The 16,409-nt window shown below is 68.7% G+C and carries 15 protein-coding genes and 3 pseudogenes; 5 read left to right on the top strand and 13 right to left on the bottom strand.

From position 1 onward, the window contains the following. Positions 1 to 19: 19 nt before the first annotated feature. Positions 20 to 745, bottom strand: a complete 726-nt coding sequence (locus ACSQ9E_RS26630) for a pirin family protein (protein ID WP_436219627.1) — start codon at positions 743 to 745, stop codon at positions 20 to 22. A gap of 184 nt (positions 746 to 929) precedes the next feature. Between ACSQ9E_RS26630 and ACSQ9E_RS26635 the strand changes: the two genes are divergently transcribed. Further along, the gene (locus ACSQ9E_RS26635; protein ID WP_436219628.1) at positions 930 to 1,832 is read left to right on the top strand and encodes a LysR family transcriptional regulator; all 903 of its coding nucleotides are present in this window, start codon (positions 930 to 932) and stop codon (positions 1,830 to 1,832) included. A gap of 31 nt (positions 1,833 to 1,863) precedes the next feature. Here the strand turns inward: ACSQ9E_RS26635 and ACSQ9E_RS26640 are convergent, their stop codons facing one another. The 9 genes and pseudogenes from ACSQ9E_RS26640 to ACSQ9E_RS26680 form a co-directional block, all read right to left on the bottom strand. Further along, positions 1,864 to 2,547, bottom strand: coding sequence for a type 1 glutamine amidotransferase domain-containing protein (locus tag ACSQ9E_RS26640; RefSeq protein ID WP_436219629.1), 684 nt, complete (start codon positions 2,545 to 2,547; stop codon positions 1,864 to 1,866). A 42-nt stretch (positions 2,548 to 2,589) separates the two neighbouring features. Further along, positions 2,590 to 3,753 carry an iron-containing alcohol dehydrogenase gene (locus ACSQ9E_RS26645; protein WP_436219630.1) on the bottom strand — a complete coding sequence of 388 codons (1,164 nt, stop codon included), beginning with the start codon at positions 3,751 to 3,753 and terminating at the stop codon, positions 2,590 to 2,592. Between the two features lie 108 nt (positions 3,754 to 3,861). Further along, positions 3,862 to 4,581, bottom strand: a complete 720-nt coding sequence (locus ACSQ9E_RS26650; protein WP_436219631.1) for a TetR/AcrR family transcriptional regulator — start codon at positions 4,579 to 4,581, stop codon at positions 3,862 to 3,864. A 77-nt stretch (positions 4,582 to 4,658) separates the two neighbouring features. Beyond that, a pseudogene (locus ACSQ9E_RS26655) lies at positions 4,659 to 5,189 on the bottom strand (GNAT family N-acetyltransferase). Positions 5,190 to 5,199: 10 nt separating this feature from the next. Continuing rightward, positions 5,200 to 5,814: pseudogene (locus ACSQ9E_RS26660) on the bottom strand (LysE family translocator); the annotation flags it as partial. Positions 5,815 to 5,908: 94 nt separating this feature from the next. After that, a complete protein-coding gene (locus tag ACSQ9E_RS26665; protein ID WP_057199831.1) occupies positions 5,909 to 6,364 on the bottom strand; it encodes an SRPBCC family protein in 456 nt (151 codons plus the stop codon). A gap of 200 nt (positions 6,365 to 6,564) precedes the next feature. Continuing rightward, positions 6,565 to 7,542, bottom strand: a complete 978-nt coding sequence (locus ACSQ9E_RS26670; protein WP_436220269.1) for a Bug family tripartite tricarboxylate transporter substrate binding protein — start codon at positions 7,540 to 7,542, stop codon at positions 6,565 to 6,567. Positions 7,543 to 7,596: 54 nt separating this feature from the next. Then, the gene (locus ACSQ9E_RS26675) at positions 7,597 to 8,622 is read right to left on the bottom strand and encodes a TraB/GumN family protein (RefSeq protein WP_057199830.1); all 1,026 of its coding nucleotides are present in this window, start codon (positions 8,620 to 8,622) and stop codon (positions 7,597 to 7,599) included. Between the two features lie 191 nt (positions 8,623 to 8,813). Next, on the bottom strand, positions 8,814 to 9,821 hold the full coding sequence (locus tag ACSQ9E_RS26680) for a fumarylacetoacetate hydrolase family protein (RefSeq protein ID WP_057199829.1): 1,008 nt from the start codon (positions 9,819 to 9,821) through the stop codon (positions 8,814 to 8,816). Positions 9,822 to 9,925: 104 nt separating this feature from the next. Between ACSQ9E_RS26680 and ACSQ9E_RS26685 the strand changes: the two genes are divergently transcribed. The 3 genes from ACSQ9E_RS26685 (at position 9,926) to ACSQ9E_RS26695 (ending at position 12,395) form a co-directional block, all read left to right on the top strand. Beyond that, positions 9,926 to 10,708: an IclR family transcriptional regulator gene (locus tag ACSQ9E_RS26685; RefSeq protein WP_057199828.1), complete on the top strand. Its 783-nt coding sequence runs from the start codon at positions 9,926 to 9,928 to the stop codon at positions 10,706 to 10,708. A 19-nt stretch (positions 10,709 to 10,727) separates the two neighbouring features. Further along, entirely contained in the window at positions 10,728 to 11,873 is a 1,146-nt protein-coding gene (locus ACSQ9E_RS26690) for a DUF3108 domain-containing protein (protein ID WP_057199827.1), read from the top strand. 225 nt (positions 11,874 to 12,098) lie between these two features. Continuing rightward, the gene (locus tag ACSQ9E_RS26695; protein WP_057199826.1) at positions 12,099 to 12,395 is read left to right on the top strand and encodes a BTH_I0359 family protein; all 297 of its coding nucleotides are present in this window, start codon (positions 12,099 to 12,101) and stop codon (positions 12,393 to 12,395) included. A gap of 27 nt (positions 12,396 to 12,422) precedes the next feature. On the opposite strand, the gene ACSQ9E_RS26700 is transcribed toward ACSQ9E_RS26695, so the two are convergent. Next, positions 12,423 to 13,490 (bottom strand): AbrB family transcriptional regulator, encoded by a 1,068-nt coding sequence (locus tag ACSQ9E_RS26700; protein ID WP_057199825.1) that lies wholly within the window; start codon positions 13,488 to 13,490, stop codon positions 12,423 to 12,425. Positions 13,491 to 13,590: 100 nt separating this feature from the next. Beyond that, complete coding sequence (locus ACSQ9E_RS26705; RefSeq protein ID WP_235514223.1) at positions 13,591 to 15,093, bottom strand: PLP-dependent aminotransferase family protein; 1,503 nt, start codon at positions 15,091 to 15,093, stop codon at positions 13,591 to 13,593. A 108-nt stretch (positions 15,094 to 15,201) separates the two neighbouring features. Between ACSQ9E_RS26705 and ACSQ9E_RS26710 the strand changes: the two are divergent. Beyond that, positions 15,202 to 15,909, top strand: a pseudogene (locus ACSQ9E_RS26710) (GNAT family N-acetyltransferase); the annotation flags it as partial. Here ACSQ9E_RS26710 and ACSQ9E_RS26715 read toward each other — a convergent pair. Continuing rightward, complete coding sequence (locus ACSQ9E_RS26715; protein WP_436220270.1) at positions 15,890 to 16,405, bottom strand: hemerythrin domain-containing protein; 516 nt, start codon at positions 16,403 to 16,405, stop codon at positions 15,890 to 15,892. The pseudogene ACSQ9E_RS26710 and the gene ACSQ9E_RS26715 sit on opposite strands and share 20 nt — an antisense overlap. Positions 16,406 to 16,409: the final 4 nt, after the last annotated feature.

Raw genomic sequence — 16,409 nt, forward strand, 5'->3', positions numbered from 1 at the left:
TTCGGGATACGGATCGGACTCAGCCGGGCATCACGGGCAGCTCATTGGGGCGCAGGTCGAACACCAGCACCTCGGCCTGCTCGCCGGCGGCAAAGCGCAGTTCCTTCGGTTCACGGATGCGGGCACCATCGCCCTCGGACAGGCGCTCGCCGTTGACCGTGAGGCTGCCCCGGGCCACGTGCACATACACATGGCGGTCGGCACCCACGTCCAGCGTGGCCCATTCATCGCCGTCGAACAGGCCTGCATAGACCCGGGCGTCCTGGTTCACGGCCAGGGAGCCGTCCGCGCCTTCGGGCGAGATGATCTGGCGCAGCCGGCCGCGCTTGTCGGCCTCGCTGAAGTGCACCTGCTGGTAGCGCGGTGCGGCACCGCGCACGCCGGGCACGATCCAGATCTGCAGGAAGTGCACAGAGGTGTCGGCCGAATGGTTGAACTCGCTGTGCTCCACGCCGGTGCCGGCGCTCATCATCTGCACGTCGCCGGGGCGGATGACCGAGCCCGTACCCATGGAGTCCTTGTGCTCCAGTGCGCCTTCGAGCACGTAGGAGAAGATTTCCATGTCGCGGTGGCCATGGGTGCCGAAGCCCTTGGCGGGGGACACGCGGTCGTCGTTGATCACCAGCAGGTCCGAGAAGCCTTGCTGCTTAAGGTCACGGTAGTGGCCGAACGAAAAGGTATGGCGCGAATGCAGCCAGCCGTGGTTGGCGTTGCCGCGTTGGTGGGCTTTGCGGATGTCGAGCATGGGGATGTCCTTTCTTCAGATTCGATGGGGTTCACACTGAGTTCCTGACCTGCCTTCGGGCAGCTTTCAGAGGGCTTCAGTGCTCGGGTGAAGAAAGTATCTCGCCGCAGAGGGGGGCCTAGGTTGAAACATCAGTGGCTCTATGATCGATAATTTCGATGATGAAAATTTCACCCGTTTTGCCATGCTGAAACTGACCCTCGAAGCCATCGAACTCGTGGACGCCATTGCCCGGCACGGCTCCTTCGCGGGCGCGTCGGACCAGTTGCACAAGGTGCCATCCACCATCTCGTATGCGGTCGGCAAGCTGGAGGAGCAGCTGGGCTTTGCCCTGTTCACCCGCAACGGGCCGCGCGTGGCGCTGACCCCTGCGGGGCAGGAGATGCTCAAGGAGGGGCGCTGGCTGCTGGTGGCCGCCGGCCACCTGGAATCGCGCATGCGCCAGATCGCCACGGGCTTCGAGTCCGAACTGCGCCTGGTACACGACTCGCTGATCCCCACCAGCGCCTTCAACGACGACATCTGCGCCTTTGAGGACCTGAACTGCGGCACGCGCCTGCGCATCGGCTGCGAGGTCCTCACCGGCACCTGGGAGTCGCTGCGCGAGGGCCGCGCCGACATCGTCGTGGCGGCAGGCGAGGGCCCGGCCGGCGGCGGCTACAAGGCCGTGGCCGTGGGCAGCCTGGAGTTCGCCTTCTGCGTGACGGCCACGCATCCGCTGGCGCAGCTCCAGCGCCCGCTGGCGCGCAACGACCTGCTGGAGCACACGGCCGTGGTGGTGGGCGACGGGGCGCGCTCGCTGTCGGACCGCACGGTGGGCCTGCTGGCGGGGCAGCGGCGCATCACCGTGCCTTCGATGCAGGCCAAGATCGCCTGCCAGGCCGCCGGCCTGGGCCATGGCTTCGTGCCGCGCGTGTGCGTGCGGCACGAACTGGAGACCGGCATCCTGGTGGAGCTGGTGGTGCAGGAGCCGCGCGCCGACGAGACCTTCTGGCTGGCCTGGAGGCCTGAGCACATGGGCGAGGCGCTCAAGTGGTGGCGCCAACGGCTGGCCCGGCCGCTGCTGCCGGGGATCCTGCCGCACTGATCCGGCCGGGGCCGAAGCCCCGGGCCGGGCTTCAGCCCAGTTGCTGGAGGACGGCGTGTGCGCCCTGCTCCGACGAGGCCGGGTTCTGGCCCGTGATCAGGTTGCCATCGGTCAGCACATAGGGCGCCCAGTCGGCCCCCTTGGAGTACTGGCCGCCGTTGGCCTGGAGCATGTCTTCCACGAGGAAGGGGACTACCTTGGTCAGTTGCACGGCCTCTTCCTCGGTGTTGGTGAAGCCGGTGACCTTCTTGCCGTCGACCAGCGGCTTGCCGTTGGGCGCCTTGGCATGGCGCAGCACGCCCGGCGCGTGGCAGACCAGGGCCAGGGGTTTGCCGGCCGCAAAGGTCTTCTCGATCAGCGCGATGGACAGCGCATCCTCGGCCAGGTCCCACAGCGGGCCATGGCCGCCGGGGTAGAACACGGCGTCGAAGTCCTCGGCGCGCACGCTGGCCAGCGCCACGGTGTTCGCCAGCACGTTCTGTGCGTCGGCATCGGCCTTGAAGCGGCGCGTGGCATCGGTCTGCGCGCCCGGGTCATCGCTCTTGGGGTCCAGCGGCGGCTGGCCGCCCTTGGGCGATGCCAGCGTGATCTGCACGCCCGCGTCCTTGAACACGTAGTACGGCGCGGCAAACTCTTCGAGCCAGAAGCCCGTCTTCTTGCCGGTGTCGCCGAGCTGGTCGTGCGAGGTCAGGACCATCAGGATGTTTTTCGTCATGGTGTGGCTTTCAAAGTTGGTGAAGGAAATGGAAAGCAGTGATCAAAGTGCCGCTTCGAGCACGCGGCGGCTCACCGCTGGTGTCACGTCGCGGTGCTCGCCCAGCGTGACCATGCCGTGCGCTTCGAGCTGGGACACCAGCTTGTCCACGCTGTCCGCGCCCACGCCGTAGGCCGACAGGCGCGTGGGAATGCCCATGCGCTCGAAGAAATCGCGCGTGGCGGCAATCGTGGCGTCGATGCGTTCGTCGTCGGTGCCGGTGCGGATGCCCCAGACCCGTTCGCCGTACTGCAGCAGCTTGGCGGCCTTGGTCGCGCGCTGCGCGTCGAGCAGAGAAGGCAGCACCACGGCCAGTGTGCGCGCATGGTCGATGCCGTGCAGGGCGGTCAGCTCGTGGCCGATCATGTGCGTGGCCCAGTCCTGCGGCACGCCGGCACCGATGAGGCCGTTTAGTGCCAGCGTGGCCGTCCACATCAGGTTGGCGCGGTCGGCATACACCGGCTCGGGTGCGGCCAGAATGCGCGGGCCCACCTCGATCAGCGTCTGCAAAATGCCTTCGGCAAAACGGTCCTGCACGGCGCCATCCACGGGATAGGTCAGGTACTGCTCCACCGTGTGCACGAAGGCATCGACCACGCCATTGGCCAACTGCTGCGGCGGCAGGGTGTAGGTCTTGGTCGGGTCGAGCACCGAGAAAACGGGGTAGGTGTGCTTGCTGCCGAAGGCCAGCTTGGCACCCTTGGCGCGGTGCGTGATGACGCCGCCGTTGTTCATCTCCGAGCCCGTGGCGGGCAGCGTGAGCACCGAACCGAAGGGCAGCGCGCCGGTGACGTTGCGGCCATGCTGCTCCAGGATGGCCCAGGGGTCGCCGCCCTCGAACTGCACGGCTGCGGCGATGAACTTCACCGCGTCGATCACCGAGCCGCCGCCCACCGCGAGCAGGAAGTCGAAGCCGCCTTCGCGGATCTGCGACACGGCCTTCATCGAGGTCTCGTAGCTCGGGTTGGGCTCGATGCCGCTGAAGGTGGCGTGCTGGCGCGCGCCGAGCGCCGTGCGCACCTCGGCCAGCGTGCCGGTCTTCTCGGCGCTGGCGCCGCCCACCAGGATGAGCACCTTGGCATGGGGCGGCACCAGCTTGTCCAGGTCGGCGATGCGGTCCTTGCCAAAGGCGATGTGGGTCGGGTTGTGGAAGTCGAAGTTGAGCATGGGGTTTCCGTGGGGTTGTGGTGGTGAAGGGTGGGAAGGAATTCGATCAAAGTAGACCGGTCGGCTAGTAATTCAAATGGGCATGGCACGGTACTGACACGACTGCTTTCAGGCGGACAGGCGTGGCGCCTTGCCTTTGCCTCCGCGAGGCGCCGCCCGGCTCCTCTGCGCATGCGCCGCTTGCGGCCTGGCTGGAGCAACGGGCCCGGCATCCGCGCCGCCCAGCAAGGCATTCGTGGCGCGCAGCGCGTGCTCGAACGATGAGCCATCGCGCCGCAGTTTGGCCAACAGGCTGGCGCCCAGCCACATCTCGTAGAGCGTGAGCGCCATGGCCTCGGGGTCCGTGGCCTGCGGCACCGAACCGTCCTGAACGGCCTCGCGCAGGCAGCGGGCGAGCCGCGCCACGATCTGCGTAGTGCCATCGCGCAGGGCGATGCGCATGGTGTCCGACATGTCGGCCACCTCGGCGCTGAGCTTGACGACCAGGCACTTGCGGCCTTCGCCCGCCCCTGCATCGCAGGCCGGGCCGTCCACCCCGCACTGCGATACGTTCCAGTAGGCCCAGTAGCGCATCAGCCGTGCGCGTGCTGGCTGGCCATCGGGTGCCAGCATCTGCTCGAGGTGGGCCAGGTAGCGCTCTATGTAGCTGGCCAGCAGGGCCTCGCCGAAGCGCTCCTTGGAGCTGAAGTAATGGTAGAACGAGCCCTTGGGCACGCCGGCCGCAGCCAGGATCTCGGCCAGCCCCACGCCCACGAAGCCCTTGGTGGCAATGAGGCGCTCGCCACAGCGAAGAATGTGGGTCTTGGCGGAGGGTTGGTCGGTGGTCACGGGGCTATTGTGCGCCGATTAGACCGGTCGTCTAGCAATCTGCCGGAACGACCCTGTCGCCGTAATGGCCTTCCCGCTCAGCGGTTCAGGCCGCTCCGTACGCAGTGCATGAGCAGCGCTGCGCCATCCGGCGTGGTGATCTCTGCCACCGGCCGAAAACCGGCCTGCGCGTAGCAGCGGATGGCGCGCGCATTGTCGGGGCTGGGGTGCGTCTGGACCAGGCTCACGGCAGGGTCGGCCAGCAGCCGGTCGGTGAAGGCGCGCACCATGGCCCGGCCGATGCCCTGGTTCAGCCAGGGCCTGGTCGATGCCGCGCACGCCGGGGTCGGTGACATCCTCCCACCAGCCGTGGCCCGAGCCCATCGCCACATAGGACTGGATGAACCCCACAGGCTCTCCGTTCAGCGAGGTGATGTAGCCAGCGTGGCGCCGGGTGCGCCCTGCCCGGCCACATGGTCCGCGTGCAGTTGCTCGATGGATTCGGCCGGCCCCCACCATTGCGCCACATGCCGCCGCAGCAGCCAGCCCTGCAGCATCGGCAGATCCTGCGCGCACACCAGCCCAAACCGGAAGTCGGATGCGCCAGGCAAACGCGCAGCTCCGTCCATCAAACCGGGCGCGGGCCATCAAGGCCCACACGCCCGCAGCGCTGAGCAGCGAGCCCCCTGCCAGGTTGAAGCGGCGCTGCGCCCGCGGCGAAGCCAGCAGTTGGCTGGCCGAACCGGCAAACACGGCATAGGCCGTGGCATTGAGCGCCGCCAGCGTGACGAAGGTCGCGGCCAGGATCCACAGCTGCTGCGCAATCGGTGCGCCGGGTCGGATGAACTGCGGCAAAAAGGCCACGAAGAACACGATGCCCTTGGGGTTGAGCGCGGTCACGAGGTAGGTGTTGGCGAACAGCTTCCAGCGCGAGCCCGGGGCTTTGGGCGCGGCCAGTTCGGCCATCCCCACGCCGGCGCGCAGCATCTTGATGCCCAGGTACAGCAGGTACAGGCCACCGGCCCACTTGATGACCGTGAACCAGAAGGCCGAGGTGGCCAAGAGCGTGCCCAGGCCCAGCAGTGAGACCGCCAGCGCCGTCGAATCGCCCAGCGCCACGGCTGCGACCAGCGGCACGTTGGCGCGGCGCCCGTGGGCCATGGAATAGCTGATCACGGTGAGGATGGTGGGCCCGGGGATGATGAGCATCACCGCGCAGGCGGCGACAAAGGCGAACCAGATGTCGAGGGACATGGACCAAGGCTCCTTGGAAGGCGCAGCGGCTGCGCCTGTGCAATACGCCCTCAGTATGGCAAAAAGCAGCAGTGCCTGCCTTGCCTGCGCACGCTCAGTATCCGGCCGGGATATCGGGCTCGACCAGCTGGATCAGCAGCGTCAGCGACTCCTGCCAGCCCAGGTAGCAGGCCTCGGTGGGGATCACGGCGGGGATGCCTTCCTGCACCACGCTCATCTCGGTGCCGCAGGACACCGGGGCCAGCGTGACCGTGGTGGTCATTTCGCCGGGCAGGTTGGCATCGTCGAAACGCGCGTTGTAGCGCAGGCGCTCGCCAGGCACCAGCTCCAGGTAGGTACCGCCGAACGAATGGCTGCCGCCCGCGCCGTGGTTGGTGAACGACATGCGGTATTCGCCACCCACGCGGGCATCGAGGGCGTGCACCTCGCCCGTGAAGCCGTGCGGCGGCAGCCACTTGGCCAGGGCCTGGGGGTTGAGAAAGGCGCGGTAGATGCGGTCGGGCGTGGAACGGATCACGCGGTGCAGACGAACAGTGCCGGTGGTGGTCATGGTTGGTGCCTGTGAAGCAGAGGACGGCCCTCTGAAACCTACGACGTTCGACCATGGCGGATATCGACAAGGCCATGATCAGGGAAAACCCTCGGCACCGGAATACCAATGCCCAACCTAAAAGGGCTGCCGCCGCACGGATGTCGCGGCGATGGCACCCCTTTGGAAAGGCTGGGCCGGCGAGGCCCCGCGCACAACAATCAGTCCAGCTTCACGCCCGCGGCCTTGATGATCTCGCCCCAGCGTTTGGATTCGGCGCGGGCCATGGTGCGGAATTGCTCGGGCGTGCCGGGCAGCGGCTCCATGCCGAAGTCGGTCATGCGCTTGAGCACGGCCGGGTTGGCCAGGGCCTTGTTGAGGTCGCCGTTCAGGCGCGCGGTGATGGCGGCCGGCAGGGCCGCAGGGCCAAGGATGCCCTGGAAGGCGTAGACCTCGGTGTTGGGCACGCCGGCTTCGGCCAGGGTAGGCACGTCGGGCAGTGCTGAGACGCGCTTGGCAGAGCCGATGGCCAGGGCGCGCACCTTGCCCGAGGTGATCACGGGCAGGCCGGCGGCCAGGTCAAGGAACATGCACGGCACCTGGCCGCCCATCACGTCCTGCAGCGCGGGCGCCGCGCCGCGGTAGGGGATGTGCGTCAAGAAGGTCTTGGTGCGGTTCTTGAACATCTCCATCGCCAGGTGGTGCGGCGAGCCGTTGCCGGGCGATGCGTAGTTGACCTTGCCGGGGTTGGCGCGCACGTAAGCCAGGAATTCCTTGACGGTCTTGGCCTCGAACGAGGGGTGCACCACCAGCGCCAGCGGAAAGCGGCTGATGCCACCCACGTAGGTGAAGTCCTTCTCGGGGTTGAAGGGCAGCTTGGTGAACAGGTGCTCGTTGAAGGCCAGCACGGCGTTGTCGGCCGACATGAAGGTGTTGCCATCGGGCTTGGCCGTGGCCACCAGCTGCGCGCCGATGTTGGTGGCAGCACCCGGGCGGTTGTCCACCACGATCTGCTGGCCCAGGGTTTGGCGCATGGCCTCTGCCAACGTGCGGGCCAGCACGTCGGTGCCGCCGCCGGCCGGGTAGGGCACCACCCAGCGCAAGGGCTGGTCGGGCCAGGCCCCCTGGGCCTGGGCCCAGGGGGCTGCGGCAGACGCGCCGGCAGCGGCCAGGGCGGAAAGAACGGTACGGCGTTGCAGGGTCATGGTTTTGTCTCCGTTGCAGGAAGAAAGAAAAGGAAACTGGGAACGGGACTATCGCGGCGCATTCGGTGGCTTGCGCTGCCGTGAGCCCGATGCGGCAGGGGGCACGCGCGTCACGCGAAACCCCTGGGCGGCCATCAGGGCGGGCAGGCCCTCGGGGCCCACCATGTGCAGCACCCCAACGGCCGCGAACACCGCGTGGCCGGCCGCATGCTGCGCTGCGATGCCGGCGGCCAGGGCGGGGTTGCGGCCCTCCACGATGCGTGCGTAGTCGGCGCGGTCTTCGGCGGTCTTGAGGCAATCGCACCAGTCGCCGTAATTGCGCAAGGTTTCAAGCTGGCCGTCGGCCCAGGCACGTGTGAGGGTGGCAATGATCTTGCGGGCCTGCCCGCCTTCGAGCTGCCGCAGGCCCTCGTCCATGGTGCGCGCCACCTTGGCCGGGTCGTCCGACACCAGCAGCGCGATCTGCGCCTCGGCGGACTCCAGCGAGACGACCTTCTTGTCCATGGCGCGCGCCAGACCCGCGAGGAACAGGTCGATGCCATAGGCCGGGTCGATCCCGGCGGTGCGCGCAGCCAGGCCGACCAGCGACATGAGCTGAATCTCGGGCCGCAGGCGCGCCAGCGCCGCATCGGCGCACAGTGCTTCGCTCTGCACGCGCAGGCGCTTTGCCAAGGGCTCGGGCAGGGGTGGCGTATTGGGGCCTGGCATGACGGCGGTGGCCAGTCCACCGGCGACCGCCGGGTCCATCAGGTCCACTTCCAGCGCGATGCGGTCGGCACGCCGCAGTGCTTCGCGCACCGCAGGTCCGGGCAGCACCCAGCCACGCTCGGCCGCATGGATGGTGCCGTAGAGCCAACTGGTGCGGCCGTCCTTCTCGATGCGCCAGAGCAGGCCGCGGTCGCGGTCGTCACGGCGGGCCGCCTCGGCATCGGCGGGGCCGATGGGGGTCGCGGCGGGTGGGCAGGCAGTGGCGTCGCTCTTGGCATGCACTACAAGGGCCGACACCAGCAAGGCCAGACCGACAAGGCCTGCGCGCAGGCAGCGGCCTGGGAGTGGCAGGAAAAGACTGGGCATATCAGCAGCCCAATGTGCCAAGCATCGCCACGGCTTGTAAAACTGGCGCGCTCCATACCAGTGCCCCCGCGCAAGGGCCGCCCCGCCGCGAAGGCGGCGTATCCAGCGCTTGCGCTGGGGGCGTCCCCCTCCCAGATTGCGAAGCAATATGAGAGAGGGGTGAAGGCGCGAAGCGACTCAGGGGGTGCATCTCAACCCGGCTCCACGATGGCCTGGTCGATGGCGCCAAAGATGCTCGCGCCGTCCTTGCCCTTGACCTCGATGCGAATGGTGTCGCCGAACTTCATGAACTCGGTGCTGGGCTTGCCGTCCTGGATGGTCTCGATGCAGCGCTTTTCGGCAATGCAGCTGTAGCCCTTGGGCCACTCGGTGCGGCCGTTCTGCTCCACGCCCTTGTTGCTCACGGTGCCGCTGCCGATGATGGAGCCGGCGCGCACGTTGCGCGTCTTGGCCACATGGGCGATGAGCTGGCCGAAGTGGAAGGTCATCTCCGGGCCGGCATCGCACATGCCGACCTTGCGGCCGTTCCAGGTGGACTGCACCACCAGGTCCAGGCGGCCCTGGTGCCAGGCGTCGCCCAGTTCGTCGAGCGTCACCGCCACCGGGCTGAAGGCAGTGGCCGGCTTGCTCTGGAAGAAGCCGAAGCCCTTGGCCAGCTCGGCCGGGATCAGGTTGCGCAGGCTCACGTCGTTGGCAACCATCACCAGGCGGATACCGTCTAGCGCCTGCTCGGGCGTGGCGCCCATCTTCACGTCGCCGGTGATGACCGCGATCTCGGCCTCGAAGTCGATGCCCATGGCTTCGCTGGGCACCACCACGTCATCGCAGGGGCCGATGAAGTCATCGCTGCCGCCCTGGTACATCAGCGGGTCGGAGTAAAAGCTCTCGGGCACCTCGGCATTGCGCGCCTTGCGCACCAGCTCCACATGGTTGAGGTAGGCCGAGCCGTCGGCCCACTGGTAGGCGCGTGGCAACGGGGCCATGCACTGGGCCGGGTCGAACGGGAAGGCATGGCGCGCGCGGCCGGCGTTGAGCTGGTCGTACACGTCCTGCAGCTGGGGCGAGAGGAAGCCCCAGTCGTCGAGCACCTGCTGCAGCTTGCTGGCAATGCCGGTCGCATAATGGGCCGTGCCCAGGTCGCGCGAGACGACGACCAGTTGGCCGTCGCGCGAGCCGTCTTTGTAAGTGGCTAGTTTCATGGGGCAGAACCTCTGTCTCTGGAAGGTGGATGGCACAACCCTTGGCGAAAATTACGCTTGGGTAAATTGATTTAACTAAACAAAACTATCAAATTTTAGTGCACATGGACAAAGAACGTGCAGGTATCCAGTCCGTGGAAGTCGGCTTTGCCTTGCTGGAAGGCCTCACCCATGCGCGAGGCCCGTTGATGCTCAAGGACGTGGCGGCCTCGGCCGGCATGAGTGCCGCCAAGGCCCACCGCTACCTGGTGAGTTTTCAGCGCCTGGGCCTGGTTACGCAGGATAGCCGCACCGCGCGCTACGACCTGGGCCCGGCGGCTCTCAAGCTGGGCCTGGCATCGCTAGCGCGGCTCGACGCGGTGCGACTGGCGCGCGAGCGCATGCCGGCCCTCATGGGAGACATCGGCCACACCCTGGCACTGGCGGTATGGGGCAACCATGGGCCCACCATCGTGCACTGGGAGGAGTCGCCCCAGGCCGTCACCGCCAACCTGCGGCTGGGCGACGTGATGCCCTTGCTGGCCTCGGCCACCGGCCGCTGCTTCGCCGCCCACCTGCCGCCCGAGGTGGCCGCCCCCCTGCTCAAGGAAGAACTGGCCCGCGCCAGCAAGATGCGCCGCACCGACCTGCCCACCACCATGGCCGAGGTGCAGACCATGCTGGCCGAGGTGCGCGAGCGCGGCGCGGCGCGTGTGGTGGACACCCTGCTGCCCGGCATCGTGGGCTTCTGCGCGCCGGTGTTCGATGCCGACGGCCACCTGGAGCTGGGCATCACCACGCTGGGCTCCATCGCCACCTTCGACCCCGAATGGGGCGGCGCCATCGACACCCCGCTGCGCGCCGCGGCGGGCCAGCTGTCGCGCGATCTGGGCGCGGGCTGCGCATGACGCACGGGCAGCCCCGCTGATGCCCCGGCGCGCGCTGATCGCCCTCACCGCGCTGGTGCTGGTGCTGCACTGGCTGCTGCTCCAAGGCGTGCCCCTGGTGTGGGACAGCCCGGCCGCTCCCACGGGTCAGGTGTTCAGCACGCGCACCATTGCGGCGGCACCCGCGCCCGTGGCCGCACCTGCACCGACACCCACGCCTTCGGCCACCCCGCCACCCGCCGCGCCGGCACCCATGCCACGCAAGAGACCGCCGCGCCCCGCACCGGTCGCCGAAGCCCCCCCCACCGAGCCGCCAGTGGCAGCACCAGAGCCTGTAGCGCCCCCCGAGCCAGCGATGGAGACGGCGGCCGCGGCGCCCCCCCCTCCTGCCACGCCCGAGCCCGCAGCCTCTGCCGCCGTGGCAGCGGCATCCGCACCAGTCGCACCCGCGTCCACCCCGGCAGAGGTGAACCCCACGGCCGCCGGCATCGACATCGCACCGCCCGGCAGCGGCACGGGCCAGAACGCCAGTGCCACGCCACCGCCGGTGCAGATTCCGCCCCCGGTGCGCCTGACCTACGAGGTCAAGGGCCAAGTCAAGAAATTCGACTACACGGCCCGGGCCGAGCTGCTGTGGCAGCACGACGGCAGCCGCTACGAGGCGCGCCAGGAGGTGAGCGCCTTCCTCATCGGCTCACGCACCCAGCGCAGCACGGGCCTGGTCAGCGCCCAAGGCCTGCAGCCTGAGCGCTTCGGGGACCGCTCGCGCAGCGAGCAGGCCGCGCATTTCGACTATGCCCAGGGCCGCGTGACCTTCAGCGCCAACACGCCGCAGGCCGCTATCGGCCCCGGTGCGCAGGACAGGCTGAGCATGTTCATCCAGCTCGCGTCCATGCTGGCGGCCGACCCGGCCCGCTACACCCCGGGCACGCAGATCACGCTGACCACCGTGAGCGCCCGCAATGCCGACCGCTGGACCTTCAGCATCGAGGCCCCGGAGACCCTGAACCTGCCGGTGGGCGCCACCCCCACCCTCAAGCTGCTGCGCCTGCCCCGGCGCGACTACGACCAGAAGGCCGAGCTGTGGCTTGCGCCCAGCCTGGGCTACCTGCCCGCGCGCATCAAGCTCACCCAATCCAACGGCGACTTTGCGGACCTGTTGCTGCGCGGTAGTGAAAAGCCCTGAGCCGCCGTAGGCCATGGCGCCCTGGCCCACGGCCGAATTGGCGAAGTGGAAGTAGGAACCGCGCCTGCGCCGGTGTTGCGTTATCCCCACCGCCTGCGAAATACCCCTGCGGAACCACCGCTTCGCACAATTCGTGAAATACTGTTACCACGCAGGGCCAGCCCACAAGCCTTGAACTCTGCCGACCCGCTGTCATCTGACATTCATATCGACAAAGGGAACACGATGCACATGCTCTACGACTCCGAATCCTTTGTGGTGGTCCATATGCTGCCCGACGCCCGGGAGTCCGTTGGCCAGGTACTCAACGACACCGCACCACCCAAGCCCCAGCTGGCACGCCACGGCTTCGAGATCGTGGACAAGCGCTCGGGCAAAGAGGTGTACCTGGACGGATCGTGGGCAGAGATGTTCCAGCAGCAGATCCTGGCCTGGCAGCGCGACACCCCCACGCAGGAAGAAGTGGAAGATGCCCTGGACCGCTATGCAGGCCTGGCACAGAACCCCGTCGTCGTCCACTGACCCGTCGGCGCAATCGGGCGCCAGCGGTCACTCCACCGGATAGAGCCGCCTGAACAGTGGCTCCACCAGGATCAGTACGGCAATCAGCCGGCACACCTGGAAGGCCGTGACCACCGGCACGCCCAGTTGCAGCACCTTGGCCGTGATGGCCATCTCGGTGATGCCGCCTGGGGAGGTGCCCAGCAGCAGCGTCACCCAGGGCAGGCCCGTGCCCCAGGCCAGCACGGCGGCGAACAGTGCGCAGATGCCCATCAGTCCCAGCGTCCCCGCGGCCACGCTGGCCAGCCAGCGCGGCGCGGTGTGCAGAAAATCTGCCCGGAAGCGCACCCCCAGGCTGACCCCAATCACCAGCTGTGCGGCATTCACCAGCCACTGCGGCACGGCCGAGAAGCCGATGCCCGCCATGGCAAAACCCATGGACACCACCAGCGCGCCCATGAACCAGGGGTTGGCACGGCCCAGCCGGTCCATGGCCAGGGCGCCCGCGCCGGTGAGCAAGGCCATGAGCGCGAGGCCGGGCCAGTCCACCACGCGCGTGGCGGGCGGCAGGATGTCGATGCCGTGCAACCCGCTCCACTGCAGCGCGAACGGGATGGTGATGGTCACGATCAGCAGGCGCAGGCTGTGGCTGGCGGCCACCAGATCGGTGCGGGCGTTCTCGCGCTCGGCCAGCAGGGTCATCTCCGACGCGGCGCCGATGGCGCCCGAGAAATAGCTGGTCGCACGCATCATGCTGGCCGGCACGCCGTGCATGCGCGGCGCATGCACCCGGTACAGCCAGGCGCCGAACAGCCAGCCCAGCACCAGCGCCCAGACGATGCCCAGCGCAATCGCCCACCACAGGCCAGCCACCAGGCCCATGACCTGGGGCGTGAAATACAGGCCCAGGGCCGCGCCAATGGTCCACTGCCCCCCATTGCGCAGCGGCCCCCAACTCTCGGTGGGCGCACCGGCGATGGACAGCAGCGAGGTGGCCAGCAGCGGCCCGATCATCCACGGCAGCGGGGTCTTGAGGGCGACGCAGGCGGCGGCCGCAGCCCATGCCACGGCAAGGGTCAGCACCACGCGGCTGGTGAATTGAAAATAAGTACGCATACGAAAGACAGCAACCCGCGAGTATCGCTTGCGCACTCGGATGTGCCCCAAAGCCCTGCACTGCCCGTGGGGCATGGCAGGCATCGCACATGGCGGGGGGTCACGCCCGGCGGACGTCTCCTGCCAGTTGCGACAGCCGCTGCACGAGCGGCGCAAACAGCTCCACGGGCGTGTGGCCATAACCCAGCACCAGGCCGTTGTCCTCGGGCCGGGGCTGGAGGGCAAAGGCCGACAGCGGCGCGGGCGCCATGCCGTGCCCGCGCGCTGCGGTGGCAATGGCCTGGTCCGGGTAAGCGGGCGGCAGGCGCACCATGAGGTGCATGCCGCAGTGCCCGCCCTCGATGCCATGCGGCACCACGAGGTGCTGCGCCAGCGCCGCGCGCAGCTGGTGCTGGCGCTCGCGGTACAGGCGGCGCATGCGGCCCAGGTGGCGGCTGAACTGGCCGCTGTCGATGAAGTCCGCCAGCGCCAGCTGGGCGTGGCGCTGGCCGCCGCGCAGCATCTCGGCCAAGGGCGGGCGCACGGCGGCCAGCAGCGCCTCGGGCAGCACGACGAAGCCGATGCGCAGCGCAGGGAACATGGTCTTGCTGAAGGTGCCCACATAGAGCACCGGCGCACCATCAGCCAGCCCCTGCATCGCGGCGATGGGCTCGCCGGCATGGCGGAACTCGCTGTCGTAGTCGTCCTCGATGATCCAGGCGCCATGGCGGCGCGCCTGCTCCATCAGCGCCAGGCGCCGCGCCACCGAGAGCACCGACCCGCCCGGGTACTGGTGCGAGGGCGAGGTGTAGACCAGGCGCGGCGTGCGCGTGCGCCAGTCGGCTTCGTCGGCCACCAGGCCCTGGGCATCCACCCGCAGCGGCAGGGTGCGCAGGTCGCCACCATGCAGGGCCGATTGGGCGCCCCGGTAACCGGGGTCTTCCACCCAGGCCGTGTCGCCCGGGTTGGTGAGCAGGCGCACGCACAGCACCAGGGCCTCCTGCGCGCCTTCGGTGATCACCACCTGCTGCGGCGTGCAGCGCACGCTCCGGGCCAGCGCCAGGTGGCGTGCGATGGCGGTGCGCAGCACCATTTCGCCGAGCGGATCGCCATAGCCCAGGGCGGCAGGGCCGCCGTCGCGCACCGCGCGGTCGAGTGCGCGGCGCCAGGCAGCAAATGGAAACTGCGAGAGTGCGGGCATGCCCGGGCTCAGCCAATGGGCCGGCCCTGGGCGCGCAGCCCTGGGCTGGATGAGCGCCAGGCGCGCCGCCGTGGCGGGAGGCTGTACTGCCGGCTGCGGGCTGGACGCGACCACCGATGGCGACGACAGCGCTGCCACCCGTGTGCCCTGCCGGTCGGACTGCACATAGCCCTCGGCCAGCAGGTGCTCATACGCCGCCGTCACGGTATTGCGCGAGATGGCCAGGCCCTCGGCCAGGGCGCGCGAACCGGGCAGCGGGCTGCCGGCGGCCAGGCGCCCATCCAGGATGGCCTGGCGCAGCCGCTGGAACAGCTGGCGCCGCAGGGGCGCGGCCCCCGGGCCATGGTCCAACGCCTGCTCCAGCAGGGTTGGGGGAACCGAGGGTTCGGCCGGCAGCGCGGCATCCATGAAGGCATCGGACATGCGTGGCACCTGAAATTTTTCCTGAACTGGCACTTTTCACAATACCACGCCCAGTTTACCGTGCAGCCTGCCCTTCCCTCTTTGATCAACCCAAAGGACAACTCCCGCATGGCTTCCACCCTGAACGCCTACCAGCAGCCCGTCGGCTCCCCCCTGCCCGGCTGGAGCGCACGCCCGCGCCCCGCACGCGATGCCATCGAAGGCCGGCACTGCCGCCTCGAACCTCTGGATGCAGCCCGCCACGCCGCCCAACTGCATGCCGCCTACGTGAAGGCCTCGGACGGCCGGGACTGGACTTACATGAGCGTCGGCCCGTTTGCCGACGAGGCCAGCTACCGCGCCCACTGCGAGCAGGCGGCGGCCAGCACCGACCCGCTGCACTACGCCGTGATCGACCAGCGCACCGACAAGGCCGTGGGCACGCTGGCGCTGATGCGCATCGACCCGGCCAACGGCGTGGTCGAGGTCGGGCATGTGATGTTCTCGCCGCTGCTCAAGCGCACGCCGATCTCCACCGAGGCGCAGTACCTGCTGATGAAGTACGTGTTCGCCGACCTGGGCTACCGGCGCTATGAATGGAAGTGCGACAGCCTGAACGGCCCCTCGCGCCAGGCGGCTGCACGCCTGGGCTTCACGTTCGAGGGCATCTTCCGCCAGGCCATCGTCTACAAGGGCCGCAACCGCGACACGGCCTGGTTCTCCATCATCGACAGCGAGTGGCCTGTGATCAAGACTGGCTTCGAGCGCTGGCTGGCAGCCGCCAATTTCGACACCCAGGGCGCGCAGCGCGCCTCGCTCACGGAATTGCGCGCGGCCGGGCCGGTGGCCGCGACGGTATGACCTGCCGCCTGGATGCCATCTCGCGCCCCATGGGGGCCAGGGCTTCGGGTGGCAACAGCTGCTGCACGGCCGGGTAGGCCGCGCCTTCCTCGTCCTCGATGTGGCGCGCATAGCGCAGGGCAAAGCGCTCCAGAGCGGCCTCGTCCTCCGCGCTGAAGGCACTGGCCTGGCCGTCCGCCAGGGCCTGCAGGGGCTGCCGCGCCGCAGCCCACTCGGCCACCATGTCCTGGTGGTCCTGCAGCAGGCGCTGCACCAGCGCGACCATCGCGGCGTCCCCCTCGGCCAGCAGCGGCGGGAACACATGCAGTTCCTCGTCCCGGTGGTGCAGGGGCGCCGCGATGTCGAAGTAGCGCAGCACGTCGTGCGCGGCCTGCCGGGCGGACTCGTCGCTGCCCTGCAGCGCTACATGCGCGCGCAACCGGCCCAGCAGTGCCAGCGTGCGCTGCACCCGCTCGTGGCAGGCCTCGAGCATGGCA

Source organism: Acidovorax sp. LjRoot118 (assembly GCF_964253575.1).
Lineage (GTDB): Bacteria > Pseudomonadota > Gammaproteobacteria > Burkholderiales > Burkholderiaceae_C > Acidovorax.